This window comes from Paramicrobacterium salitolerans, from assembly GCF_051513965.1.
Taxonomy (GTDB): Bacteria; Actinomycetota; Actinomycetes; order Actinomycetales; family Microbacteriaceae; genus Paramicrobacterium.
The window spans coordinates 2,630,208-2,654,154 of sequence record NZ_CP195847.1; the positions used below are offsets into that span (position 1 = coordinate 2,630,208).

22 protein-coding genes are annotated in these 23,947 nt (G+C 66.1%); 10 read left to right on the plus strand and 12 right to left on the minus strand.

Annotation, left to right across the window (positions count from 1 at the left end; genetic code table 11):
* Positions 1-25: 25 nt before the first annotated feature.
* Genes ACSAGD_RS12700 through ACSAGD_RS12720 form a run of 5 tightly spaced genes read right to left on the minus strand, consistent with a single transcriptional unit; the run spans position 26 to position 5,587 of the window.
* Positions 26-1,513, minus strand: coding sequence for a mannitol dehydrogenase family protein (locus ACSAGD_RS12700; protein ID WP_437583132.1), 1,488 nt, complete (start codon positions 1,511-1,513; stop codon positions 26-28).
* 18 nt (positions 1,514-1,531) lie between these two features.
* The gene (locus tag ACSAGD_RS12705; protein WP_437583133.1) at positions 1,532-2,302 is read right to left on the minus strand and encodes a DeoR/GlpR family DNA-binding transcription regulator; all 771 of its coding nucleotides are present in this window, start codon (positions 2,300-2,302) and stop codon (positions 1,532-1,534) included.
* 25 nt (positions 2,303-2,327) lie between these two features.
* Entirely contained in the window at positions 2,328-3,200 is an 873-nt protein-coding gene (locus ACSAGD_RS12710; protein ID WP_437583134.1) for a carbohydrate ABC transporter permease, read from the minus strand.
* Complete coding sequence (locus ACSAGD_RS12715) at positions 3,200-4,171, minus strand: carbohydrate ABC transporter permease (protein ID WP_437583135.1); 972 nt, start codon at positions 4,169-4,171, stop codon at positions 3,200-3,202. Before ACSAGD_RS12715 ends, ACSAGD_RS12710 begins: the two co-directional genes overlap by 1 nt.
* A 57-nt stretch (positions 4,172-4,228) precedes the next feature.
* Positions 4,229-5,587: an ABC transporter substrate-binding protein gene (locus ACSAGD_RS12720; RefSeq protein ID WP_437583136.1), complete on the minus strand. Its 1,359-nt coding sequence runs from the start codon at positions 5,585-5,587 to the stop codon at positions 4,229-4,231.
* Positions 5,588-5,771: 184 nt separating this feature from the next.
* Here ACSAGD_RS12720 and ACSAGD_RS12725 point away from each other — a divergent pair, with 184 nt between their 5' ends.
* Both ACSAGD_RS12725 and ACSAGD_RS12730 read left to right on the plus strand, forming a co-directional pair.
* Entirely contained in the window at positions 5,772-6,530 is a 759-nt protein-coding gene (locus ACSAGD_RS12725; protein ID WP_437583137.1) for a DeoR/GlpR family DNA-binding transcription regulator, read from the plus strand.
* Positions 6,531-6,602: 72 nt separating this feature from the next.
* Positions 6,603-7,994: a xylulokinase gene (locus tag ACSAGD_RS12730; protein ID WP_437583138.1), complete on the plus strand. Its 1,392-nt coding sequence runs from the start codon at positions 6,603-6,605 to the stop codon at positions 7,992-7,994.
* A 10-nt stretch (positions 7,995-8,004) separates the two neighbouring features.
* Here ACSAGD_RS12730 and ACSAGD_RS12735 read toward each other — a convergent pair whose 3' ends face one another.
* Positions 8,005-8,970, minus strand: coding sequence for a Gfo/Idh/MocA family protein (locus ACSAGD_RS12735; RefSeq protein WP_437583139.1), 966 nt, complete (start codon positions 8,968-8,970; stop codon positions 8,005-8,007).
* Between the two features lie 77 nt (positions 8,971-9,047).
* Between ACSAGD_RS12735 and ACSAGD_RS12740 the strand changes: the two genes are divergently transcribed.
* The 3 genes from ACSAGD_RS12740 to ACSAGD_RS12750 all read left to right on the plus strand — a co-directional run bounded on the left by ACSAGD_RS12740 (position 9,048) and on the right by ACSAGD_RS12750 (position 11,020).
* Positions 9,048-9,431, plus strand: coding sequence for a BlaI/MecI/CopY family transcriptional regulator (locus tag ACSAGD_RS12740; protein ID WP_437583140.1), 384 nt, complete (start codon positions 9,048-9,050; stop codon positions 9,429-9,431).
* Positions 9,431-10,246 carry a M48 family metalloprotease gene (locus ACSAGD_RS12745; protein ID WP_437583141.1) on the plus strand — a complete coding sequence of 272 codons (816 nt, stop codon included), beginning with the start codon at positions 9,431-9,433 and terminating at the stop codon, positions 10,244-10,246. The genes ACSAGD_RS12740 and ACSAGD_RS12745 overlap by 1 nt, the downstream gene beginning before the upstream one ends.
* Positions 10,247-10,345: 99 nt before the next feature.
* Positions 10,346-11,020, plus strand: coding sequence for a GntR family transcriptional regulator (locus ACSAGD_RS12750; protein ID WP_437583142.1), 675 nt, complete (start codon positions 10,346-10,348; stop codon positions 11,018-11,020).
* A gap of 9 nt (positions 11,021-11,029) precedes the next feature.
* Here ACSAGD_RS12750 and ACSAGD_RS12755 read toward each other — a convergent pair whose 3' ends face one another.
* The 3 genes from ACSAGD_RS12755 to ACSAGD_RS12765 are packed head-to-tail and all read right to left on the minus strand — an operon-like array spanning position 11,030 to position 13,111.
* A complete protein-coding gene (locus tag ACSAGD_RS12755; RefSeq protein ID WP_437583143.1) occupies positions 11,030-11,515 on the minus strand; it encodes a hypothetical protein in 486 nt (161 codons plus the stop codon).
* Positions 11,512-12,354 carry a cytochrome c biogenesis CcdA family protein gene (locus ACSAGD_RS12760; protein WP_437583145.1) on the minus strand — a complete coding sequence of 281 codons (843 nt, stop codon included), beginning with the start codon at positions 12,352-12,354 and terminating at the stop codon, positions 11,512-11,514. The genes ACSAGD_RS12755 and ACSAGD_RS12760 overlap by 4 nt, the downstream gene beginning before the upstream one ends.
* Before the next feature lies 1 nt (position 12,355).
* Positions 12,356-13,111 carry a DsbA family protein gene (locus ACSAGD_RS12765; protein WP_437583146.1) on the minus strand — a complete coding sequence of 252 codons (756 nt, stop codon included), beginning with the start codon at positions 13,109-13,111 and terminating at the stop codon, positions 12,356-12,358.
* Between the two features lie 70 nt (positions 13,112-13,181).
* Here ACSAGD_RS12765 and ACSAGD_RS12770 point away from each other — a divergent pair, with 70 nt between their 5' ends.
* Both ACSAGD_RS12770 and ACSAGD_RS12775 read left to right on the plus strand, forming a co-directional pair.
* Complete coding sequence (locus ACSAGD_RS12770; RefSeq protein ID WP_437583148.1) at positions 13,182-13,916, plus strand: GntR family transcriptional regulator; 735 nt, start codon at positions 13,182-13,184, stop codon at positions 13,914-13,916.
* An 81-nt stretch (positions 13,917-13,997) separates the two neighbouring features.
* On the plus strand, positions 13,998-15,284 hold the full coding sequence (locus ACSAGD_RS12775) for an MFS transporter (RefSeq protein ID WP_437583150.1): 1,287 nt from the start codon (positions 13,998-14,000) through the stop codon (positions 15,282-15,284).
* Here ACSAGD_RS12775 and ACSAGD_RS12780 read toward each other — a convergent pair.
* Complete coding sequence (locus tag ACSAGD_RS12780) at positions 15,238-16,158, minus strand: CopD family protein (RefSeq protein ID WP_437583151.1); 921 nt, start codon at positions 16,156-16,158, stop codon at positions 15,238-15,240. The two genes, ACSAGD_RS12775 and ACSAGD_RS12780, sit on opposite strands and share 47 nt — an antisense overlap.
* Positions 16,158-16,742: a DUF5134 domain-containing protein gene (locus tag ACSAGD_RS12785; RefSeq protein ID WP_437583152.1), complete on the minus strand. Its 585-nt coding sequence runs from the start codon at positions 16,740-16,742 to the stop codon at positions 16,158-16,160. Before ACSAGD_RS12785 ends, ACSAGD_RS12780 begins: the two co-directional genes overlap by 1 nt.
* 80 nt (positions 16,743-16,822) lie before the next feature.
* On the opposite strand from ACSAGD_RS12785, the gene ACSAGD_RS12790 reads away from it, so the two are divergent.
* The 3 genes from ACSAGD_RS12790 (at position 16,823) to ACSAGD_RS12800 (ending at position 22,551) form a co-directional block, all read left to right on the plus strand.
* A complete protein-coding gene (locus tag ACSAGD_RS12790) occupies positions 16,823-18,907 on the plus strand; it encodes a cytochrome c oxidase assembly protein (RefSeq protein ID WP_437583153.1) in 2,085 nt (694 codons plus the stop codon).
* Positions 18,904-21,156: a heavy metal translocating P-type ATPase gene (locus ACSAGD_RS12795; RefSeq protein ID WP_437583154.1), complete on the plus strand. Its 2,253-nt coding sequence runs from the start codon at positions 18,904-18,906 to the stop codon at positions 21,154-21,156. The genes ACSAGD_RS12790 and ACSAGD_RS12795 overlap by 4 nt, the downstream gene beginning before the upstream one ends.
* Before the next feature lie 312 nt (positions 21,157-21,468).
* The gene (locus ACSAGD_RS12800) at positions 21,469-22,551 is read left to right on the plus strand and encodes a type I restriction endonuclease (protein WP_437583155.1); all 1,083 of its coding nucleotides are present in this window, start codon (positions 21,469-21,471) and stop codon (positions 22,549-22,551) included.
* A 21-nt stretch (positions 22,552-22,572) separates the two neighbouring features.
* Here ACSAGD_RS12800 and glsA read toward each other — a convergent pair whose 3' ends face one another.
* Positions 22,573-23,940, minus strand: coding sequence for a glutaminase A (gene glsA, locus ACSAGD_RS12805; protein ID WP_437583156.1), 1,368 nt, complete (start codon positions 23,938-23,940; stop codon positions 22,573-22,575).
* Positions 23,941-23,947: the final 7 nt, after the last annotated feature.

Sequence of the window (23,947 nt, forward strand, 5' to 3'; positions counted from 1 at the left end):
CAGATCTATTCACCCACCAGAGACATCAGACCCGCTTCGCCAGCAGCATCCTCAGCGTCTCTCGAGCTCCGACCTCGTGGAGAGCCGTCAGCACGCGGTCATATTCACGCGTGAACTCCGGCTGATCCACGAGATCGCCGAAAAGTTCTTCGTCACGCAAGAAGGCGTGATGGTCGTCGGGGTAGCGGTTCGCGGCATCCATCACTCGCTCCTTCAGCCGATCGACGACCTCGATCGGCTCGCCCTGCTCATCGATTCCCTCGGCATAGCGCGCCCAGCTGGCCACGATCGCCGCAGCGAAGGTCACGTGAGGTTGCGGCATCGCCAGCTGATCACGCACGACCGGCAGCAGCCACTTCGGAATCCGGTCGCTCGATTCCGCGCAGAGCCTCGCGATCGTGTCGCGAATTCCGGGGTTCGAGAACCTTTCGATGAGCTGAGGCTTGTACTCCTCGATGTCGAGTCCCGCAACGGGCTTCAGCGTCGGCGTCGCCTCGTCGTTCATGTAAGCCAGCAGGAACTGGGCGATCAACGGGTCTTGCGCGGCGTCGTGAGCATACCGGTACCCCATCAGGTGTCCGAAGTAGCAGAGCCCCTGATGGCTGGAGTTCAGCAGGCGCAGCTTGATGAACTCATACGGCTCGACGTCATCGACGATCTCGACGCCGGCGCGCTCATAGGGAGGTCGCGAGTCGGTGAACGAGTCCTGAAGCACCCACTGGAAGAACGGTTCGCAGACGACGGGCCACGCATCGTCGATGCCGAAGCGCTCAGCGAGCTCCGCACGATCACCCTCCGTGGTGACCGGCGTGATGCGGTCGACCATGCTGTTCGGGAATACGACGTTCGCGTCGATCCACGCGGCCAGCTGCTCGTCTTTCGCATGTGCGAATGTCGTGAAGGCGTGCCGTGCCACCTCGCCGTTGTTCTGCAGGTTGTCACATGACATCACGGTGAATGGCGGGATGCCTCGATCACGACGCCTCCTCAGCGCCTCGACGACGAGCCCGAACACGGTCTCCGGCGCGTCGGCGTTCAGGTCGTGCATCACACCAGGCTCGTCAAGCTGGAATCGCCCGGTGACCTGATTGATGTTGTAGCCGCCCTCCGTCACAGTGAGTGAGACGATTCGGATGCTCGGATCCGCCATCCGCTCGATGACGGCTTCCGGGTCGTCGGGTGCATACAGATAGTCGACGATCGAGCCGATCACTCGGGCAGTCAGCTCACCATCCGGATGCTTTTCGACGAGCGTGTAGAGGTAGTCCTGCGAAGCCAGGGCATCACGCATCCGTCGGTCGCTCGGCATCACGCCGACGCCGCAGATTCCCCAGTCATTCGCCGCGCCCTTCGCGAGAAGATCATCGATGACCATCGCCTGGTGCGCCCGGTGAAACCCGCCCACGCCGAAGTGCATGATGCCGGCGCGCACAGCCGCGCGATCATAGGCGGGAATCTCGACGCCTGTGAGAGAGCCGAGGCTCGACGCACTGAGCTTGCTGGCGTTGGTCATGATGTTTCTCCTCTGCGGCTACGTTGTCTGTTGGGTGAGGTACTGCACGCCCGCTTCACGGAGGATCGCTTCGTGTGCGGATGCAAGCGGGGGGTCTGCCACAACGGCAGTGACATCTGCGAGACGCGCGAACGAGACAAGTCCGAGCGGGGACTGCCCCCCGTCGATGAGCACGATGCGCATCGCGGCGGCCTCGAATGCGGCCCGCTTGATCGCGGCCGTCCGCGGCGTCGACGCCATGAGGCGGCCGTTCTCATCCACGCCATCGCACGAGAGGAACGCCACATCGACGCGCACCGTCGCAAGCGCTTCGCGGGTCCACTGGCCGGACAGCTCTCCATCGCTCTCGACGGCCCCGCCGAGGGTGTAGACGCCGAGGCTCTCCTTGCGGCTCGCGGTCAGCGCGACCGGCACCGCGTTGGTAACGACGTGAAGCGACGCGCTGTCCGGAAGCAACGCCGCGAGCGACTGGCACGCCTCGCCTGCATCGACGAAGATGCTGCCCGTCTTCGGCACGAATTCGAGGGCAGCACGCGCGCTTGGCCACTCGGGAACCCGCGCGCCCGTGAGCTGGGGGAATCTCTCCATGAGTGATGTCGGAAGAATCGCTCCACCGTGGGCGCGAGCGAGCCGCCCCTGCTGCTCGAGCGTGCGCAGGTCACGGCGAATAGTCTCGTCGGCGACGCCGAACGCCTCAGCGAGATCGTTCACGTCCACGCGCTTGTCCCGCTGCAGCAGCGACAGAATCGCCGCGTGCCGTTTGTCGACCCCGATCCCTAGAGCGCTCATGCCTTTCCTCCGTGTCTGGCTGTGCTCACTTGATGGCGCCCATCGCCAGTCCTCGCACGAGCCGTTTCTGGGCTATCCATCCTGCTATGACCACGGGAAGCACTGCCAACGTGGACGCTGCGGAGAGCACGGCGAGGAACTGACCGCGCCCCGACACGAAGCTGCCGAGAAACGGCGGCGTCGTCCGCGCGACGGTAGAGGTGAGGAGATTCGCGAGAAAGTACTCGTTCCACGCGAAGATGAAGCAGATCAGAGCGGCGGCCGCCATACCCGGAGCCACGATCGGCAGGACGATCCGACCGAGTTCTGTCCAGAAGTTCGCTCCATCCACCTGCGCGGCCTCGATGATCTCGGTCGGCACCTCGCTCAAGAAAGAGCGCATCATCCACACGGCGAGCGGAAGGTTCATCCCTACGTAGAGCACGGAGAGGGCGGAGATGTTGTCGAGCATCCCCATGTTCTGCAGCAGCAGATAGATCGGAATCACGATGGCTGCGAGAGGCATGAACTTCGTCGAGATGAAGAAGAACAGCGCGTCAGTCGAACGCACGAGCGGACGGACGGAGAGTCCATAGGCCGCGGGCACCGCGAGCGCCATCACGATGAGCGTTGATACGACGCTCGCTGTGAGCGAGTTGGTCAGGTAAGCCAGGAAGCCCTGGTCGAAGACGGCGCGGAAGTTGTCGAGCGTGAGCTCCGTGATGAATGTCGGAGGCATGGTCGCGGCAGTCTTCTCCGTTTTGAATGCGGTGAAGACCATCCAGGCGATCGGAAAGAACATGCCGAGCGTCAGCACCCAGGTGACAATCGTGAGCACCGCGGCGCTCACTCGCTTTCGCACGGGCTTCGTCCGTCGAACCGTGGTCCGACCTGTTGTGAGCAGCATCGTCGACGCCATCAGTTCATCCCCTCTGTCTTGAAGATCTTGAAGAGCGTTCGAAGTGCCACCATGGCGACGATGATCGTCAGCAGCACCGTGAGCACGCCGTATGCTGCCGCCTCTCCGACCTCGAGCCCGACGAATGCGCGCTCGTAGAGCAGATAGGACAGCGTCTTCGTCCCCCCTGTCCCCCGGGTCATGATCGCGATCGGGTCGAACACCTGGAGCAGCAGAATCGTGCCGAGCAGAATCGACAGTTCCATGTATTGGCGCATGTGCGGAAGCGTCATTGAGAAGAAGGTGCGGATGGGACCTGCACCGTCGACGGATGCCGCTTCCAGAACATCGCCGGGCTGACTCTGCAGACCCGCGAGCAGGATGAGCATCATGAATGGTGTGTACTGCCACGTCAGCACGATGATGATCGTGAGGATCGGGACGTCGGTGTTCCATGCCACCGGTTCGATACCTATGAGTGACAGGCCCCAATTGACCATGCCGGCATTCGAATCGAGCATCGACCACTTCCAGATGAGCGATGCAGCAGCAGGCATCATCAAGAACGGCGTGATCAGAAGAGTTCGCGCAACGCCCTGGCCGACGAATTTCCGATCAAGCAGAAGTGCGAGCACCATTCCGAACACGAGCGACAGCAGAACACTCGCTCCGGTGATGACAACCGTTGCGATCAGCGAGCTGACGAAGGCACCGTTGCTGAGGACGATGGCGTAGTTCTCGAAGCCGACGAAGCTGCGGTCTCCGGGACGCAGCAGGTTCCACTCCTGAAACGAGTAGTAGATGGTGACCAGGAAGGGAATCTGCGTGATGATGATGGCCGCTGCGAGCGCGGGCCAGACGAGCGCACGTGCGAGACGAAGGCCCTTCCGTTCACGCGCAGTTAGGGCATGCTTCGTGGGGCGGTGCGTTCGCCGAGATTCTGATTCGCCGTCGTTCTCGACCCGCCCTGGTCGAATGGCTGCTGCAGTCATGGTCACCCTTATCCGATCCCGAAGGATGCCCCGGCTCGAGCGCCGGGGCATCCCCCACTACTCCTTCTGCGCTGTTCCGGCCTTCTCCGCGAGCTTCTGACCCGCGTCAAGCGCCTCAGAGACGCTCGATCTGCCGGCAAAGACATCGGCGATCTCCTGTGAGACTTGATTGCCGAGGTCTTGGAACTCCGGAATCGTCACGTACTGCACACCCACCCAGGGCTGCGGGTTGACGCCGGGCTGCTCCGGATTGACCGCCATCATGATGTCCTTGGTGATGTCGGCGAACGCTCCGGCGGTCTCCTGATACTCAGGGATCTCGTACGTCGACAGACGTGACCCCGGCGGCACGCGACTCCAGCCGAGTTCCTCACCGACGAGCTTCATATAGTCCTTGCTGGTCGCCCAGCTGACGAATTCCCATGCGGCGTCCTTCTTCTTCGACGTCTCGGGGATCGCCAGGTTCCATGACCACATCCACCCCGATTCCTCGGTCTTCACCGTCGGGGCATGGACGTACCCGACGTTTCCGGCGACCTCGCTGAGATCCTCGGACTCCAGCGAGCCAGCGGCGCTCGTCGCGTCGTACCAGAAGGCGGCTTTGCCCTGCGAGAAGAGGTTGAGGCATTCAGTGAACCCGAACGAGACCGGGTCTGATTCACCCGCATCCTCGACGAGATCCGTGTAGAACTGCACGGCTTCCTCGAACTCGGGGGCGTTCACAGTCGCGTTCCAGTCTTCGTCGAACCAGTTGCCGCCGAAGGTCTGAACCACGGTGGTCAGCGGTGCGAACAGCTCGCCCCAGCCGGGCTTTCCGCGCAGGCAGATGCCGACGTGATCATCGCCGTTGACCTCCCGCGCCATGTCCGCAACCTGCTGCCAGGTCGGGTGTTCGGGAACCTCAAGCCCCGCATCTGCGAGGATCTCCTTGTTGTACATGAGGAAGGACGACTCTCCGTAGAACGGAACCGCGAACAGACTGTCGTCGACAGTGAGCGCTTTGCGCACCGGTGGGAGGATGTCGTCGACGTCGTACGCTTCGTCCTTCGTGGTGAAGTCGTTGAGTTCGGTCAGCCACTGGTTCTGGCCCCAGATCGGCACTTCATAGCTGCCCACGGTCACAATGTCGTACTGACCGCCTTGGGTGGCGACGTCTTTCGTGACGGCATCCCTGAGGTCGTTCTCTTCCATCTGGATGAACTTGACCTTGATGTCGGGGTGATCCTTCTCGAACTCACCCTTGAGCTGCTCCATGTCCTTCATCTGCGGATTGTTGACGGTGGCGAGCGTGAGGGTCACGGTATCTCCGCCGCCAGCTCCGCCTCCTGCTCCCGCGCATCCGGCGAGCATCACCCCTGCGGACGCGACCGCTCCGAGCGAGAGCAATCGCCTCCCGCGAAGATAAGACTTCGTCATCTCTCTGCCTTTCATCGTCATCGACCGGCTTATGCCACACACACACCATCGCCCGTTTGTGTTTGTTTAAGCAAGACCTACTGTTGGTTCGTAACGCTATCGTAACCATATGTGTCTGTTTTATGTGGGTTTTTGTTGATCTGGGGGTGAGATGGTGCACGATAGACAAGGATCCAGGAGCGATATGTACCCAGCAGAACGCCAAGCGGCGATCATCGCCGCCGCACACGAGGACGACGGCGCCCTCTCGGTCACGGCCCTCAGTCGCGACCTCGGGGTCACGGCAGAGACGATCCGTCGAGATCTCGCCGTGCTCGAGCGTCAGGGTGCGATCGTGCGGACGCACGGCGGCGCACGCCTGACGCCCGGAATGCCGTTCGAGCTGTCACTCGCCAAGCGGCAGGCCGCTGAAGCAGATGAGAAGCGCCGCATCGCCGTACGGGCAGTGGAGGAGATCCCGACCGACGGAGTCCTCCTGCTCGATTCCGGCTCGCTCGCTCTTGTCACAGCATCCGTCTTCCCCGATCTTTCGATCATCGTCGTCACGAACAACCTTCCTGCCATTCCTGTGCTCGCCGAGCGTGCGAACATCTCCGTCATGGCACTTCCGGGTCGGGTTCGACCAATCAGCCAGGGCGCCGTCGACGAGTGGACGCGCCACCGGCTCAGCACTCTCAACGTCGACCTGGTGTTGCTCGGGGCGAATGGCCTGACAGCGGATGCCGTCACCACGACCATTCCCGACGAAGCCGAGGTCAAGCGCGCCATGCTCCTCTCGGCGAAGCGTCGGGTGCTCACCATCACCGCGAGCAAGATCGGAATCAGCTCGTTCTGTCACGTCGCTGATACAGACGAGCTCGACATGATCATCACGGATGATCGCATCAGATCTGAGATGCGAGATTCACTCCACGCTGCGGGCCCCGACATCATCGTCGTGTGAGCAGTGAAGTTTGACAGACTGGGTTCATGGGTGTCAGTCGCGCCCAGAAGGGCCTTCCGTGAAAGGTAAGCAATGACGCTGGTTGCGGGAATCGACTCATCCACTCAGAGCTGCAAAGTGGTCGTGCGTGACGCCGACACGGGGACGCTCGTGCGCAAAGGTCGGGCCGCGCACCCAGACGGAACAGAGGTCGCCCCGGAGAAGTGGTTCGACGCGATGCTGAAGGCTATCGCCGAGGCCGGTGGTCTCGACGATGTCGCCGCGGTGAGCGTCGCCGCCCAACAGCACGGCATGGTCGCGCTGGACCACACCGGAGAGGTCATCCGTGATGCACTGCTCTGGAACGACACGCGAAGTGCTCCGCAGGCGGCCACTCTCATCGATGAGGTCGGGGGCGCCGAGGCCTACGTGCGCCGAAGCGGGATCGTTCCGGTCGCTTCGTTCACAGCGACGAAACTCCGCTGGCTTCGAGAGAACGAACCGCACAACGCGGAGCGCGTCGCAGCCGTCGCGCTCCCACACGATTGGCTGACCTGGCGATTGCGCGGCTACGGGCCAGGAGCGCCCCGAGGCGGCGACCTGGACGCACTCACGACCGATCGTTCAGACGCATCGGGAACTGCCTACTGGTCTCCCGCTGGGCGCTACGATCGTGAACTCCTCGAGCTGGCGCTCGGACACAGCGCCGTGCTGCCGCGCGTACTCGGCCCTGGCGAGCGCGCCGATGTGACGGACGGCACCGTCTTCGGCGCGGGTGCCGGAGACAATGCGGGCGCCGCCCTCGGCCTGGATGCCGGAGTGGGCGACGTTGTGATCTCAATCGGGACGAGCGGCACGGTCTTCGCGGTCACGCCGGACCCGGTCTTCGACGCCACGGGGACGATCGCGGGCTTCGCGGACGCGACGGGGCGTTTTCTCCCCCTCGTGGCGACGCTCAACGCCGCCCGCGTGCTCGACACGGTGGCGGAGCTTCTCGGCGTCAGCCACGCGCAGCTGGCCGAGCTGTCCCTCCACACGGAGCCCGGGTCGCAGGGTCTCGTTCTTCAGCCCTATTTCGAGGGTGAGCGCACCCCGAACCTCCCCGACGCAACTGCCACCCTGTTCGGTATGACAATGGCGTCGACGTCGCGCGCTAACCTCGCTCGAGCTGCGATCGAGGGGATGCTCTGCGGCCTCGCCGCCGGAGTGGAGGCGGTCGAGCGGCGCGGGGTCACCGCCGAGAGGCTGCTCCTCGTCGGCGGCGCGGCGCAGAACCACGCTGTGCAGGCGATCGCGGCGCAGGTGTTCCGACGCCCGATCACCGTGCCGACTCCCGGAGAGTACGTGGCGGATGGCGCAGCGCGCCAGGCGGCATGGGCGCTCACCGGGGTGCAGCCGTCGTGGCCCGTGCAGATCGCCGCTCAGCCGGCATCCGACCACCGCCCGATCATCACCGAGCAGTACGAGGCCCGCCGGATCGATTGATCGCTCCGCCTCAGAGGGCGACCGGCTGCCCCGCCTCCGCGGCCTGGTACGCGGCCAGCACGACCTCGACGACGTGGCGCGCGTGCTCCACTGAGACGGAGGGCTGCACGCCCGCGATCGCCGCCGCGAAGTCGCTCAGCTCGGCGGTGAACGCCGCTTCGACGGGGTCGCCCTCCGGCTCCCACAGCGTCCTCGTGTAGCCCTCGACGTGCGAGCGCGTTCCGCGGTTCGGGTCGGCGACGATGACGCCGCTCTCCCCCACGATCACGAGTTCGTCCGAGTACTCGGGCGCGTCAGAGACGATGGTGATGGATGCCGTCGAGCCGTTCTGCAGCTGCAGGTGAAGCATCCCGTCTGTCTCGACCCCGGCGTCGTGCCGCCCGACCGTGTTCGCGCTCACGGCGCTCGTCCACGAGCCCGCCAACCACATCGTGCGGTCGACGCAGTGCGCGCCGATGTTCATGAGCGCGCCGCCGCCCGCGATGAGCTTCGAGAAGAACCAGCCGGATCGGCCTCCCGGCCGGTAGTCGGTGGTGCGGTAGTCACGCAGCAGGATGGGTTGGCCGATCTCCCCCTCCGCGATCGCCGCGGCGGCCGCAAGCTTGTCAGGCATGTAGTGCTGGATGTGCCCGATCATGAGCGTCGTCGAATGCTCGGCCGCGGCCTGCATCATCCGGTCGCACTCCTCGAGGGAGATCGCCATGGGCTTCTCGACGAGGGTGTGCAGCCCCGCCTCGGCGGCCTCGACCATCATCGGGGCGTGCAGTGCGTGAGGCGTGTTGACGATGACGGCATCGACTGTTCCGCTCGCGTAGAGCTCGCGGTGGTCGCCGAAGACGGCGGCGCCCTCGGGAGCGACCGCTCGGGCGGCATCCTCATTCACATCGCACACGGCGGCGAGCTCGAACCCGAGCTCTCGCGCGGCTGTCGCATAGTAGGGGGCGACGGCGCCCGCGCCGATGAGTCCGATGCGCATCTGAGGTTCCCTCCGGGGTCGGGTGTGGAGACCGTCTCTATTCAACCGCAGATATCATTGTGGTGAGGAGGATGGCAGTGGTTGGTCCCCGAACTCGCGCTCGCGGCGAACTCGAGCAGGCGGTCATGGCCGCGCTCTGGCACAGTGCAGAGCCCCTGAGCGCTCGCGACATTCAGGAGGCGCTCACCGGCGAGTGCCCGGCGTACACGACCGTGATCACGACGCTCGACCGTCTCGAGAAGAAGGGTCTCGTGACGCGCCAGGCCGAGTCCCCACGCAAGGTACGCTTCTCCCCGACCCGCTCAGAGGTCGAGCACGCCAGCCACTCCATGATGACGGCCCTCGCCGATGCGGGCGACCGGCGCGCGGCTCTCCTGAAGTTCACGGGCGACCTCGACGACGACGATCTCGAGGCCCTGCGCGCCGCGGTGAACTCCGCTCGGTCATCGAGGCGGACGTAGTGCTTCTCACGGTGGCGCTGCTCGCGGTGTCTGCCGCGCTGATCTTCGTGACGCCGCGCCTTCTTCGCATGCGGCCGTGGGCCGTGCGGCATCCTCGTCTCTCGCTGTTTCTCTGGTTCGCACTGTTCTGCGCGGGATGCCTGAGCGCGGTCGGCTCGGTCGTGAGTGCGGTCGTCGGCGGCCTCGAGGTGGGTCATGCGACGGATGCCGTCACCGCGGTCGTTCTCACCGTGACGGCGTGGCTCGGCCTCGGAGCCGTCGGGTGCACGCTGGCGCTTCTGATCAACTCAGGTGAGCCGATCATGGATGCCGCGCGCGTGCAGCGCCGCGACGTCCTGCCCCACGGCAGCCATCTCGACGAGCGTCGGTCGCTCACGCTCGCGCGGATTCCCAGCGACGATGTGGTCGCCTGCTCGCTGCCCGGTCGCGAACCGACGATCATCATTCCGACGCGTCTCGAGTCCGAACTCACTCCGGCTCAGCTTCAGGCCGTGATCGCCCACGAGTTCGCGCACCTCGAGGGGCGCCATCACCTGCTCAAGCGCATCGCCGCCGTGAATGCGGCCTGCCTCCCGCGGCGCCTGCGCGTCGGCCGTGAGTTTCTGAGAGCCGTGACCCTCCTGCTTGAGCTGGCTGCGGACGATGCCGCCGCCCGCCAGGCCGGCGCGGTGCACCTCGCGAACGCTCTCGCCCGCATCGGCGAGCTCGTCGGCGACCCCACGATGGTGATGCGCGCCGAGCGGCTCACCACTCGGTCGTGGCCCGCCGCGCGCCGCTGCGAGGTGCCGAGCGCGATCAGAATCCGCACCCTGTGATCGCCGACGCAACTCGATAGGCTGGGCGAAAGCCGGTGCCTCCCGCAATAGAATCCTGCGCTGCGCGGAGGTCGACGGCTCGGAGCGAAGGAGAGGCGCATGCCGAAGGTGATCCCGAGCGCGTCGGAGCGTGCCTACGAGAAGATCCGCCGTGAGATCCTCGACGGCACGCACGCGCCCGGCACGATGCTCGGCGAAGCCGCTCTCGCGAGCAGCCTCGGCGTGAGTCGCACGCCCGTCCGCGTCGCGCTCGCCCGCCTGCAGGACGAAGGCTGGATCACCGTGTATCCGAAACGCGGGGCTCTCGTCATGGGGCTCTCGGATGCCGCGGTCGCCGATCTCGCCGATGCACGCTACGTTCTCGAGACCACGGCCGTCGACCGCGCTCCTGACGCGCTGCGCCGTGAGCTCGCCGACTCGCTCGACGCGTCCATCGCCGAGCAGCGGGACGCCTTCCGCGACGACGATCTGCCTCGGTTCGTCGAGCTGACGCTGCAGTTCCACCGCGGATTCGTGCAGTCGGGCGGCAACAGCGTTCTGCTCGAACTGTACGATCGCCTGTCGGACCGCCATCGGTTCATGCTCTTCGCCTCAAGCGACCGTCTGCGTGAGCGCCGCTCCGAGATCATCGACGAGCATTGTCAGCTGGCCGAGCACCTGCGTGCCGGCAACGTCGCGGCGTTCGCCGCGGTGCTCCGTGGGCACATCGCCGAAGTCCCGGCCGAGCGCACCGTCACCCTGTCGGCTGTCGCGGCGACCGCTTCCGTGGAATAACCACCACCGTCAGGTCCCAGGCTTCGGCAGTGGGCAGCGCCGCTCCCGAATCACGCGCATCACGAACGCGACCGCGAGCAGCGCGATGGAGCTGCCCGCAAGATACGGCTGGATCGGCTCGAAGTACTGCAACGCGCCGGCATAGCCGAGCGCGAGCAGAACGAGCTTGTTGCAGACGGGGCAACCCACGGCGAAGAACGTCACGAGCCCTCCACCGATGCCCCATGCTCCCCCGCTGCGTTCCGCGGTGTCTTTGCGCGCAACGTACGTCGCCGCGACGAGGCCCGCGAGCACCGCGTTCACGATCAGCACGGGCCATGCCCACCATGTCGGTGGCACGTCGCGCGTGAACAGCGGCGTGTCGATGAGGTCCGTCGGCACCGCCACCACGAGCACGGTCGCGAGGGCTCCGATGAGCGCGGTGATCCACCGTCGCGCCTGCCATGTCCGCAGCTCCTGCACGAACGTCCGTGTGCCCTCGACCGCGGTCGTCATACCTTCTCCCGTTCTGCGTCTGAGGCGCGGTGGCGTGACACCATTCGCGCGGCGATGACGACCGCTGCGATCACAACGACCGCGGCGACGATGAACCATGCGTTCGGAATCGACTGCGACAGTGAGCTCACCCAGGACTCGGCCCGGTACTGCGTCTCGACGGTGACGATGCCACCGAGGTTGGCCGTGCCGTTCGTGACGAGCAGGAGAATGCCGATCGCCACCGTGAGCGCGCCCGAGACGATCAGCGACCAGGCGTTCTGCCAGCGCCCGATCCGCAGCATCCGCGGCCGCATGATGCGCGCCATGCGCGGCCCAAGGCTCCGCCAGGCGAGCGCGAGGGCGAACAGCGGCACGACCATGCCCAGCGCGTAGAACCCCAGCATCACTCCTCCGTAGAGCGCGTTTCCACCGAGCGCGGCCACCATGAGCACCGACCCGAGGATCGGCCCGGCGCACACTCCCGCGACCGCGTAGACGGCGCCGAGGAAGAACACTGACACCGCCGAGGTCCGATCCCCGCTCGCACTGTCGCGCCGGCTCAGGCCGGGAATCGGGATGCCGAGAAGCTGCACGAGCCCCGCAACGATCACGACACCCGCCGCGATCGCCACGAGCATCTCGCGGTTGTCTGTGACGAGGGAGCCGAGACTCGCCGAAAAGACTCCGAGCGGAACGAGCGTCACCAGCAACCCGCCGAAGAACTGGAGCGTGCGCACCAGAATCGCGAGCGGAGCCGCGAAGGCGTACGCGAAGAAGGCCGGCAGCAGCATGACCGAGCAGGGGCTCAGAAGTGCGAGGATGCCGCCGAGAAATGCGCCCGCATAGCCGATGTCCATGTCACTTCCCCTCTGCCGCGGCGAGCTCACTCTCGATCGCCTGCTCGAACGCTTCGTAAGGCTGAGCGCCGACGAGCGGCGTGTTTCCGACGATGAAGATCGGTGTGCTCGAGACTCCGATGGACTGCGCCTCCTCAGCATCCTTCTGCACGGCGGCTCTCAACTCGTCATTCTCGAGATCGGCTGTGAATTGGTCGATGTCGGGCACTCCGACCTGCTTGGCGAACTCGATGAGCCTCTCTCTCGGCAGATCGATGTGCGATCGCGCTGGGGCTTCGGCGTAGACGGCCTCGTTGAACTCCCAGAACTTGCCCTGCTCTCCTGCCGCCCGCCCGGCGATGGCGGCCAGCTCGGACTCCTCGCCGAAGATCGGGAAGTCTCTCCATTCGAAGCGGACCTTGCCGGTCTCGACGTAGTTCTCGATGATCTGCGGCATCGTGTCGCGCGACACGACCGCGCAGTACGGACACCGGTAGTCCGAGTACTCGACGATCACGACGGGTGCGTCAACGTCGCCCATCGCTGTGACGTCGCCCTCGGCGCGCCGCGCGACGTCGAACGTCATCTCCTCCGCACTGGACTCCTGCCCGCTCTCCGGCTGCCGCTCCGACGCGCTCTGCGAGGGCTGTGTCCCCACGATGACCGCGACCACGATGAGCACTAGGCTCGCTATCGCGAGCGCCCAGGGCCAGATCGGGAGCTTTCCCGTTCGGGCGGGCGCCGGAGCCGGCTTACGGTGTTGCCGCGGGCGTGCCATGCAGTACCTCCTGAGCGTGTCGACTCCCCACTGTACATAAATGTATATACATTTTCAAAGGATGGTCAGAATGGCTGAGAGCGCGAAGCGGATGCCGCGCTGGCGCGAGATCGAGATCGAAATCGATCGGCGCATCGATGCGGGCCACTACGCGGATGCCTTTCCCGGCGAACTCGAGCTCGCGGAGGAGTTCTCCGTGAGCCGCGGCACGATGCGCACCGCCCTCCGCCGCCTGCGCGAATCCGGGCGCATCGTCGCCGCACGCGGGCGTCGCCCCCGCATCACCACAACTCGCACAACGTCCTCGTACGGCGCGATCTACAGCCTCCACGAGGTCGTGACCGCGTCGGGGTCGCGGCAGCAGAGCACCGTGCTCGACCAGTCGACGGTCACGGATCCTGATGTCGCCGCGAAGCTGGGGCTCGACGACGCGACGTTCTTCTACCTCTCCCGCGTGCGATGGGCTGACGAGAGCCCGATCGCACTCGACGAGATCTGGTGCCCCATCGCGGTCGCGGAACCACTGCTCGCCGTCGACTTCCGCGACACCGCGTTCTACAAGGAGCTTCGAGACCGCTGCGGAATCACGGTCAGCGGCGGCGAGGAGGAGCTTCAGGCCGCGAACGCGACGCAGCCGCAGGCCGAGCTGCTGCAGTGCGACCCCGGCGCCGCCCTGCTCCACATCACGCGTGTCGCCCGCGATGACGCGCAGAACGTGGAGTTCCGTCGCACCGACATCCTCGGCAGCCGCTTCACGGTGACGACCCCGTTTGCGACGAGCGGCCCGAACCGGTCGCATTCGTAATCTAGGATACATCTTGTATCCTAGATTACCGTCACTTTCCCGAGTTCTGGAAAACCTCATCGATCTCGATTCGAGAAGACCATGATCCACAGACTGCAGACCGCGCATTCACCGAGAGACGAGGCACCCTCCGCCATTCAGAAGCGCACGGTCGGTGTGCTCGTCTTCATGCAGGTCATCGGCACCGTCGGCGTGGGAGTCGCACCGTCGATCGGCGTACTCCTCGCGGGCGAGGTGACGCAGAACGAGGCGTGGGCCGGGCTCGCCCGCACCGCGAGCACACTCGGCGCCGCACTCCTTGGCCTACCGCTCGGCAGCCTCGCCGCGCGCTACGGGCGCCGGTTCGCACTCTCGAGCGGCTGGTGGATCGCCGCCGCCGGCAGCACGCTCTTGGTGTTCGCAGCACAGTGGAACCTCGTCGTCCCCCTGTTCGTCGGGCTTCTCCTCATCGGAGCAGGCTCCGCCGTGAGTCTGCAGGCGCGCTTCGCGGCGACCGATCTTGCGGCGCCGCAGCACCGCGGAAAGTCACTCGCTCTGATCGTGTGGGTCGGCACGATCGGCTCGGTGCTCGGCCCCAACCTCGGCGTCCCCGGCGAAGCGATCGCGGCACACACGGGCCTCACCGTCTACGCGGGCGCCTTCCTCATCGCGGCGATCTGCCTGGCTGCGGCCGGACTCATCGTGTTCGCGCTTCTCCGACCCGACCCGCTTCTCGTGCTGCGCGAGCAGACAGAGCAGACGGATGCCGCTCCCCAGCGTGCCCCTCGACTGAAGCTCATGTTCGCCGAGGTCCGCGCCAACCGACCGGCGCGCTACGCGGTCGTCGCGATTCTCACCGCCCAGATCGTGATGGCCGCGATCATGACGATGACACCCGTGCACATCGCGAACACGGGCGGGTCGATCACGATCGTCGGAATCACGATCAGCCTTCACATCGCCGGGATGTACGGCCTGTCGCCGCTCGTCGGTCTTCTCGCCGACCGTTTCGGACCACGAGCCACGATCGGCGTCGGCATCCTCATCTTCATCGCGTCGCTCACAGCCGGAGCGCTCTGGCCGGGCGACACCGGATGGATCATCACGTCACTCATCCTGCTCGGCCTCGGCTGGTCGTTCGTCAACGTCGCCGGGTCCGCGCTGTTCAGCACCGCCGTGTCACCAGAGAGCCGCGCCACCGCGCAGGGCGGTGTCGACGCACTGTCGAACCTGTGCGGCGCTGTCGCCGCCTTCGCGGCCGGCCCTCTGCTCGTGATCAGCAGCTTCTCCGCGCTGTCGCTGCTCGCGATGGTCGCGCTCGTTCCCCTCGCGGCCCTCACCGTCACCCGACGTGCAGATGCGGGTCAGAGTTCGCCAGCAGCCCACTGATCACGATCACGACCAGCAGCAGGAGCGCCTCGAGCGCGAGCGCGTGGCGAAGCGCCGCCCACCCTTCGACAGCCGACGGCTGACGCGACACCATCGGCAGCAGCCGACGACGGTTCCAGAGCGCGGCCACGCCGACGCAGCCGACGAGCACGACCTTGATGATGAGCGTGCGACCGTAGGCGGTCGCGACGAGCGCGGCCGGAGCGTCGAGGATCAGGAAGGCGAGTGCGAGCCCGGCGGCGATGAGCAGCGTCACGGTGACGAGCGCCAGACGCGAGAACCGAGCGACGAGGGATGCCGCCGCGCGGGCGTCTCCTCGGGCATTTCCTCCCCGAGGGCTTTCTCCCCGGACATCGCGCAGGCACAGTACGAGCGCGAGTGCCCCTCCCGTCCAGACCGCGGCCGCCAGCAGATGGACGACATCGACGGACTGCAGCAGCCAGCGCGGTGACACGGCCTGCGTGTGTCCGAGAAGAACGGGGGTGGATGCCGCCGCCGCAGCGCCCGCGAGTGCGGCGAGCTGCGCGGCACGTCCCTGCCGCCTCAGCGCGATGCCCGCGAGGAGAAGGCCGAGCGTCGTCGCGCCGGGCACCGCGGCGAGCTGCCACCAGATCGCCGGAACCCAGGCGTCCGGGTCGACGACGGCGGCAAGCGGCGCATCGGAGACGCGAAGCGCCGTCACGACCAGCAGAGCGACCGAGAGCAGGGCAGCGGCCGCTCCCGCGGCGACGCCGGTCGTGCGGACCGTCGTCGGGCACGGCATCCCTCGCCCCACAAGCACGACGAAGAACACGATGCCGGCGGCCACGAGCACCGCGAGCGTGTGAGCGATTCCGATCAGAAGCGACAGCGAATCGAGAGAATGCGTGGCCACTAGGCTCCGATCATCGGCCAGCACATGGCGGTCATTCCGGCACACATCACGGCGTTCGCGCAGGGGAACAGCCGATCGGCGGAGCGTCGCCGCGCGGCATCCAGGCAGAAGACCGCGCACGAGGCGATGAGCAGCGCCGTCAGCACCGAGCCGGTGAGCGCGGTGCTCGCTGCCATCGCGGTGTGGGCGTGGCCCGCGGTGTGGTCCATCGGCGCATCGGCGGGCATGCCGGCGGGCATCTCGTGCATGGCGACGACCATCCAGAGCATCGTCGCCATCATGATGACGTGCGTTCCGTGGTGCATGAGAGTGCTCAGATCGATGTCGCGCCGCCGTACCCGCACGCCGATGCGCGCGAGAAACCAGACCGTCGCCGCGGCGAAGAACGCGCCCTGCGGCCAGGCGGGCACCGTCATCCACCATGGCCAGCACATCGCGATCATGTCGAGGCTCATGCCGATGTGCAGCACGTGGCCGATCACCTCGGTGATTCTGCGGGATGCCGCGGCTGCAGCGACCGAGCTGAGAGCGGTGCCGGCGAACGCCAGGGACAGCGTCACCTGCAGCCACGTCTCGGTCACCATGCGCGTCTCCATCCCGCTCAGCAGATCTACTATCTCATGTAGAGTTAACTCGAATGCAACCCCGACCCTCGGAAGTGACCGTGACCTCGCGTGACGCACCCGTGATTCACCGCAATCGCCCCCTCATTATCGTCGTCGCCACCCTCGGCGCAGCTCTCGCACTGGGGATCCCCGCCGTCACGGCGGTGCTCGCCGGAGCAGCCCCCTACGAGGCGGTGAACTCCGGCTTCCCGGGCCTCGGCGTCGCCGTCGCGACCTCCGTCGTGCACGCGATCGCGGCGCTCTCTGGCATCGCGACCGCCGGGGCGCTCGTCGTCGTGCTGTTCGTCCGCGATGCGAGCGGGCGAGACGCGTCGCGCATCGCGGCATCCCCCGAGCTCACACTGGTGCGCGTCGCCTCGGCCGTCTGGTCGCTGAGCGCGGCTGCCCTCATCGTGCTGGAGGCCGCTGACGCCAATGGGGTGCCGCTCTCACGCCTGAACGAACCCGGCGCGCTCAGCTACCTGATCAGCGCGAGCGACCACCCCAAGGCCTGGGCCATCGCGTTCGCGCTGTCGGCGCTCGTATGGCTGATCAGCCAGTTCGCGACGCGGTGGACAACCCTGCTTATCCCGCTGTGGGCGACCGCCTTCGGTCTGCTCGCCCCGGCAGCGGTCGGCCAGCTTCTCGTCGGGCGCAACCACGATGTCGGCGGGGACTCCGGGTACATCGTCACGATCGCCGCGGCGGTCTGCTTCGGCATCCTGCTCACCGCCGCGTTCCGCACAGTGCACGGTCGACCGATTCCGCCGCGCGTCGTGAAACGCTTTCTCGGCGTCGCCGCCGTGTCGCTCGCTGCAGTGATCATCGCCGACCCGATCGTGTCGCTCTTCAAACTCGACGGGCAGTTCGCGTCGGTCACCGGCGCCCAGCTCGCAGTCCGCTCGGCACTGCTCGCACTCAGCGCGGCCGCGGTCGCGACGGTGCTGCTGCGGCTTCGCGCGGGCAGACTCAGCGACCGCGTGCTCGTCCGCTTCTTCGCGTTCACGTCACTCATCGCGGCGACGTGGGTCGGCGTCGACGTGGCCCAGCGGCACATTCCGCCGCCGAACTACTTCGTCGAGACGACGATCGCCGAGGTGTACATGGGCTTCGACACGCCCGACGTGCCGACGGCATCCGTGCTGTTCACCCAGTGGCGAGTGAACGTGCTCTTCCTCGCCATCGCGCTCGTCGCGGTCGGTGTCTACCTGATCGCGGTGCGCAGGCTCCGCCGCCGCGGCGACGCCTGGCCGGTCGGCCGCACCGTGGCGTGGGTCTCCGGCTGGGCCGTGGTCGTCTTCGTCACGAGCTCGGGCTTCGGCAAGTACTCCGCCCCCGATTTCGGCATCCACATGATCGGGCACATGACGCTGAACATGGCCGCACCGATGCTGCTTGTGCTCGGCGGCATCCTCACACTCATGCTGCGCGCGTGGCCGCCATCGCGAACGGCGCCCGCCGGCATCCATGAATGGATCTCGTGGATGCTCGCGTGGAAGCCGCTGCGAATCATCTTCAACCCCCTGCTGGTGTTCATCGGCTACGTGGCGTCGTACTACGGGCTCTACTTCAGTCCGATCTTCGGCGACTACATGCGGTACCACTGGGCGCACCAGCTGATGAACCTGCACTTCGTCGTGATCGGGTACCTCTTCTACGCGCTGGTGATCGGCGTCGACCGGCCGCCCAGGCCGCTGCCGCACATCGGCAAGCTCGGCTACGTGCTCGCGGCGATGCCGTTCCACGCGTTCTTCGGGGTCATCCTCATGACGAGCAACGACATCGTCGCCGAGACGTTCTACCGCTACCTCGACATGCCGTGGGCCGACCTGCAGGCCTCGCAGTACGTCGGCGGAGGCGTGGCCTGGGCGGGCGGCGAGATTCCGCTCATGATCGTGATCGTCGTGCTGGCCGTGCAGTGGTCGCGGCAGGACCGCCGTGAGGCGCAGCGCAAGGATCGGCACTTCGACCTCGGGCGGGACGACGAGTTCGACGAGTACAACGCCATGCTGGGCCGGCTCATGGAGCAGCAGAGCTGCGTGGACGCGGCATCCGCTCACCCCTCCACGGACAGCGCGTCGCCCGGCGAGACGCCGCGCGCACAGCAGACGACCGAGATGAGCGAGACGGAAGCGACACGATGACGGCAGAACTGCAGCAGACGCGCGAGGTGCTCGAGCTCGACATCTCGGGAATGACCTGCGCGGCGTGCGCCCGACGCGTGGAGCGTGCCCTCAACAAGATCGACGGGGCCACCGCGACCGTGAACTACGCGACCGAGCGTGCGCGAGTGCACGGACTGAGCGGCGCGGATGCCGCCGAGGCCATGTCCCGCGTGGAGAACGCGGGGTACGGCGCGCACGTGCACGACGACGCCGACGACACCTGGTCACGTCGCGCGACGGAGAACCGCATCACGTCGCTGCGGCGTCGCCTCGTGGTCGCGGCTCTTCTCACGGTGCCGCTCATGGACGTCACGATCGTGCTCGCGCTCGTTCCCGGTTGGCGCTTCCCCGGCTGGGAGATCGTGTGCCTTCTGCTCGCGCTGCCCATCGTGACGTGGGCCGCGTGGCCCTTCCACCGGGCGACGCTGCGCAATCTGCGGCACGGGTCGGCGAGCATGGACACCCTCGTGTCGCTCGGAATCGTCGCCTCGTACGGCTGGGCGCTGCTGGCGCTCACACTCGGCATCGGCGACACACAGGACCCGGGCTTCTGGCTGGGCTTCGGCCAGACGCCCGCGGGCGCGAGCTCGATCTATCTGGACGTCGCCGCGGGCATGACGACCTTCCAGCTCGCGGGACGCTACTTCGAGACGCGGTCACGCCGTAAGGCCGGCGATGTGCTCGGCGCGCTCAACTCGCTCGCCGCCACCGAGGTGCGTGTGCGGCGAGGCTCCGAGGAGTCCGTCGAACCTGTTGAGAACCTGCGCGTGGGCGATGAGGCCGTGGTGCTGCCCGGCGAGACGATTCCGGCGGACGGCGTCGTCATCGAGGGCGGGGCGGCAGTCGACGCGAGCATGATGACGGGCGAGCCCGCTCCCGCCGAGGTGACCGTCGGCTCGACCGTGATCGGCGGAACCGTCAGCACCGACGGACGCCTGGTCGTTCGCACTGAGTCCGTTGGAGCGAACACGCAGCTCGCACAGATGGCCGCACTCGCTGAGCAGGCACAGGCTCGCAAGGCGGGAGTGCAGACTCTCGTGGACCGCGTGACCTCATACTTCGTGCCCGCCGTGATCGTGCTCGCCATCGTGGTGACGACCGTGTGGATGCTGACGGGCACGCCATTCTCCCGCGCGATCGGCATCGGCATCTCGGTGCTGATCATCGCGTGCCCCTGTGCGCTCGGGCTTGCGACGCCGACTGCGCTGATGGTCGGGATCGGCCGAGGTGCGCGCCTCGGCATCCTCATCAAGGGTCATGACGCACTCGAGGCCAGCGGCACGATCTCGACGGTCGTTCTCGACAAGACCGGCACGGTCACCACGGGACGCATGCGCGTGACGGGGCTGACGGGGGTCGGCGGGACCACGGGCCTCGACGCTCTGCGTCTCGCGGCATCCGTCGAGCTCGGTTCGGAGCATGCGCTCGGTGCCGCCATCGTGGCGGCGGCGCGAAAGCGCGTCGCAGATCTCCCGCGTGCCAGCGACTTCCATGCGCATCCGGGTCGCGGGGTCGCCGCGATCGTCGACGGGGAGCGCGTGCTCGTGGGCAGTGTCGCGCTGCTCCGTGAGAACGAGGTGAGCGCGACGGATGCCGTGTCCGAGCGGATCCGCGATGCCGAAGCGCAGGGGCAGAGCGTCGTGTGCGTGGCGCGCGGGTGTGACGTGGTCGGGCTGATCGAGTTAAGAGACACGGTCAAGGCGGATGCTGCGCGAGCAGTCGCCGCACTGCACGCCCAGAACATCACCACGGTGCTCCTCACGGGCGACTCGGCGAGCGCCGGTCGCCGAATCGCTGACGAGCTGGGCATCGAGAAGGTGCACGCCGAGGTGCTTCCCGCGCAGAAGGCGGAGGTCATCCGGGAGCTGCGTGCGAGCGGCGCGCGAGTGGCGATGGTCGGCGACGGCATCAACGATGCCGTCGCCCTCGCGAGCGCGGACCTCGGTCTTGCGGTGGCGACGGGAACCGACATTGCCATGAAGTCCGCCGACATCATTCTCGTGCGGGAGGATCTCATGGCCGTGCCCGACGCGATCGGGCTGTCGCGCAAGACGCTGCGCACCATTCGGTGGAACCTCGGGTGGGCGTTCGGCTATAACGTGGCGGCGCTGCCGATTGCGGCGTTCGGGCTGCTGAATCCGCTGATTGCGGCGGCGGCGATGAGTCTGTCGAGTGTGCTCGTGGTCTACAACAGTCTTCGGCTGCAGAACTTCGCCTCGAAGCGCTGACCTGCCCTCTGCTGCCTCTCGCGCCTCCCTCTCCCGCCACCTCCGCCAGAGAGCCACCTGCGGCGCCGGCTCTCTCCCGCTACCTCTCGCGCCTCCCTCCACCAGAGTGCCCCCTGCGGTCATTAGAGCGCGCCGCGGCAGGCTCTAACGACCGCAGGTAGCTCTCTCGTAATCGTGGGGCTCGTAAGCCGGCTCCCGTGTCCCCAGTTTGGGGTCATTCTCCACGTGGTCTCGGCGAGGCAGCGTTTCACTGCCCCTCCCTAAGTTCCATAGTGGCGAGAAATACTTTCACCGACAAAGGAACTGAGCTTCATGGATTTCGCAGAGCGTTTGTCCGCCCTTTCGACCAAGGTTCGCGAGCAGAGAGCCTCTATTGAGACTGAGGAAGCGGCGAAGAATGCGTTCGTCATGCCGTTTATCTCGACGATTCTGGGGTACGACGTCTTTAATCCGAGCGAGGTCATTCCCGAGTTCACTGCCGATGTCGGAGTCAAGCGCGGCGAGAAGGTCGACTATGCGATCAACCACAACGGCGACATCCAAATTCTCATTGAGTGCAAACGCATCAATGAGGCGTTGAGGCCCGAGCACGCAGCACAGCTGTTCCGCTATTTCTCCGTCACAAACGCGCGTATCGCGATACTCACAAACGGAGAGATCTATCAGTTCTACACAGACCTCGACGCTCCCAACAAGATGGATGCAAAGCCATTCCTCGTGCTCGACCTCAACGACATCGATTCGACGCTCGTCGGTGAAGTAAAGAAGCTGACCAAGGAAGTCTTCGACCTCGAGTCAATTCTGAGCGCAGCCGAGGAGTTGAAGTACGTGGGCCAGATCAAGCGCGTAATGGCCGCACAGTTCAGAGAGCCAGCAGACGACTGGGTTCGGTTCTTCACGGCCAGGGTGTACGAGGGTGCGTTCACACAGCGGATCCGGGAGCAGTTCACTCCTCTCGTCGGTAAAGCGAGCCAGCAGTTCCTCACCGAACGTGTTAATGAGCGGCTCAAGGCCGCACTCGGTACGACCTCATACGCGGATGACACGACGAGCGAAGCGGTGACGAGTGAGAAGGTTGTGGAGGCCAACCTTCCGGCCGATGACGGAATCGAAACAACTCTCGAAGAGATCGAGGGCTTCCATATCGTCCGCGCGATCGTCTGCAGTGAGTTGAAGATCGACAGGATCGCACAGCGCGACGCTAAGTCCTACTTCGCGATTCTCGCCGACGACAATAACCGAAAGCCCATTGCGCGCCTTCACTTCAACACGTCGCAGAAGTACCTCGGTCTTTTTGACGAGAACAAGACCGAGACTCGCGTCGCAATCGACTCACTAGACGAAATTTACGGCTACGCCAACGAGCTTCGGGAAACCGCCAAGCGATTCGCATAAGCGTAGGGCAGCGGTGACCAGTCAGTCGGCGGAGAACTCGGTCTCCTGGATCGCCGCATCGAAATCGGCGGCGTGCGAGAGCCCTGCCACGCCGAGGCTGCGCCCCTGCGGGTCGATCGCGGCGACCCTGAGGCCGCGTTCGCCGCACCAGGTGGCGAGCGCGGCGAGCATCCAGACCGCGACCGACTGCAGCTGCGTCACCTCGGTGAGATCGAGCACGATCGCCGCGGGCTCGTCGGCGTCGCCCGGGCGCTCATCAAGCCACGCATCGATGTCGAGCAGCAGCCGTTCGGCACCGTCGAAGTCGATGTAGCCGCGGAGCCGCCAGACTGCGAGCGAGTCGGCGTTGTCCTGCAGCAGCTGTGCGGCAGCGGCATCCTGTGTCGCCCCGAGCCCCTGCTCGAGTTCGTCAGTCGCTGATGCGACCTCGGCCGCGGAAAGCGTGAGCGGGCGGTGCAGTATGTGGAGCCCGAATCGCTTGGCAAGGCGCTGCGCCGCCGCGACAGAGCGCACACTCGAACCGCTGTGGTCGAGGCGCGGGCTGTAAAGGCCGAGGCCGAACTCGCCGGGCGAGGCCGCGACGAGGCCTCCGGCGACGCCCGACTTCGCCGGGAGCCCCGCACGCAGCAGCCACTCGCCCGCATAGTCGTACATTCCACAGGTCGCCATGATCGTCATGACATGCTGGCACGTCTCCGAGCTCGTGACCCGCACACCGGTGATCGGGTTGACGCCGCCGTTCGCAAGGGTCGCCGCCATGACGGCGAGATCGCGCGACGTGACGAGCAGCGAGCACTGCCGGAAATACACGTCGAGGGTCTCGTCCACCGATGCGATGAGCGACCCCGCGCTGCGCATGAGGTACGCGAGAGCGCGGTTGCGGTCGCCGCTCTCCTGCTCCGATTCGTAAACGGCGATGTCCATGTCCAATTCGCGTCCGGCGAAGGCGCCAAGTCGGTTGCGGATGCGGTCGAACCGGTCGGCGGCCGTCTCTCCCGCGACCAGAGCGGTCGTCACAATCGCACCGGCATTGACCATCGGGTTCGGCGGACGTCCCGTGCTGGGCTCGAGCTTCACGGAGTTGAACGCCTCACCGCTCGGTTCTGCGCCGACGCGTTGGTGCACGGCATCCATACCGATGTCATCGAGCGCGAGCGAGTACACGAACGGTTTCGACACCGACTGGATCGTGAACGCGTGGTCCGTGTCGCCGCTCTCGTAGACGCGACCGTTCAAGCCGCAGAGAGCGATGCCGAAGAGATCGGGATCAACGGCCGCGAGCTCGGGGATGTAATCGGCGACGTCTCCACGCCGATCGTGCATCAGCCGGTCGTGGACGACGTCGAGAAACGCTGTGACGATGTCGGAGAGCGTCGCGGGTGAGGCCATGCGCCCA

What these genes read in the sequence shown, in the direction of transcription:
- ACSAGD_RS12770 (WP_437583148.1), top strand. Translation starts at nt 13,182, where the DNA reads ATGGCTGAGAGCGCGAAGCGGATGCCGCGCTGGCGCGAGATCGAGATC.
- ACSAGD_RS12730 (WP_437583138.1), top strand. Translation starts at nt 6,603, where the DNA reads ATGACGCTGGTTGCGGGAATCGACTCATCCACTCAGAGCTGCAAAGTG.
- ACSAGD_RS12775 (WP_437583150.1), top strand. Translation starts at nt 13,998, where the DNA reads ATGATCCACAGACTGCAGACCGCGCATTCACCGAGAGACGAGGCACCC.
- ACSAGD_RS12800 (WP_437583155.1), top strand. Translation starts at nt 21,469, where the DNA reads ATGGATTTCGCAGAGCGTTTGTCCGCCCTTTCGACCAAGGTTCGCGAG.
- ACSAGD_RS12725 (WP_437583137.1), top strand. Translation starts at nt 5,772, where the DNA reads ATGTACCCAGCAGAACGCCAAGCGGCGATCATCGCCGCCGCACACGAG.
- ACSAGD_RS12795 (WP_437583154.1), top strand. Translation starts at nt 18,904, where the DNA reads ATGACGGCAGAACTGCAGCAGACGCGCGAGGTGCTCGAGCTCGACATC.
- ACSAGD_RS12785 (WP_437583152.1), bottom strand. Translation starts at nt 16,742, where the DNA reads ATGGTGACCGAGACGTGGCTGCAGGTGACGCTGTCCCTGGCGTTCGCC.
- ACSAGD_RS12715 (WP_437583135.1), bottom strand. Translation starts at nt 4,171, where the DNA reads ATGACTGCAGCAGCCATTCGACCAGGGCGGGTCGAGAACGACGGCGAA.
- ACSAGD_RS12765 (WP_437583146.1), bottom strand. Translation starts at nt 13,111, where the DNA reads ATGGCACGCCCGCGGCAACACCGTAAGCCGGCTCCGGCGCCCGCCCGA.
- ACSAGD_RS12720 (WP_437583136.1), bottom strand. Translation starts at nt 5,587, where the DNA reads ATGACGAAGTCTTATCTTCGCGGGAGGCGATTGCTCTCGCTCGGAGCG.
- ACSAGD_RS12710 (WP_437583134.1), bottom strand. Translation starts at nt 3,200, where the DNA reads ATGGCGTCGACGATGCTGCTCACAACAGGTCGGACCACGGTTCGACGG.
- ACSAGD_RS12760 (WP_437583145.1), bottom strand. Translation starts at nt 12,354, where the DNA reads ATGGACATCGGCTATGCGGGCGCATTTCTCGGCGGCATCCTCGCACTT.
- glsA (WP_437583156.1), bottom strand. Translation starts at nt 23,940, where the DNA reads ATGGCCTCACCCGCGACGCTCTCCGACATCGTCACAGCGTTTCTCGAC.
- ACSAGD_RS12735 (WP_437583139.1), bottom strand. Translation starts at nt 8,970, where the DNA reads ATGCGCATCGGACTCATCGGCGCGGGCGCCGTCGCCCCCTACTATGCG.
- ACSAGD_RS12705 (WP_437583133.1), bottom strand. Translation starts at nt 2,302, where the DNA reads ATGAGCGCTCTAGGGATCGGGGTCGACAAACGGCACGCGGCGATTCTG.
- ACSAGD_RS12755 (WP_437583143.1), bottom strand. Translation starts at nt 11,515, where the DNA reads ATGACGACCGCGGTCGAGGGCACACGGACGTTCGTGCAGGAGCTGCGG.
- ACSAGD_RS12750 (WP_437583142.1), top strand. Translation starts at nt 10,346, where the DNA reads ATGCCGAAGGTGATCCCGAGCGCGTCGGAGCGTGCCTACGAGAAGATC.
- ACSAGD_RS12700 (WP_437583132.1), bottom strand. Translation starts at nt 1,513, where the DNA reads ATGACCAACGCCAGCAAGCTCAGTGCGTCGAGCCTCGGCTCTCTCACA.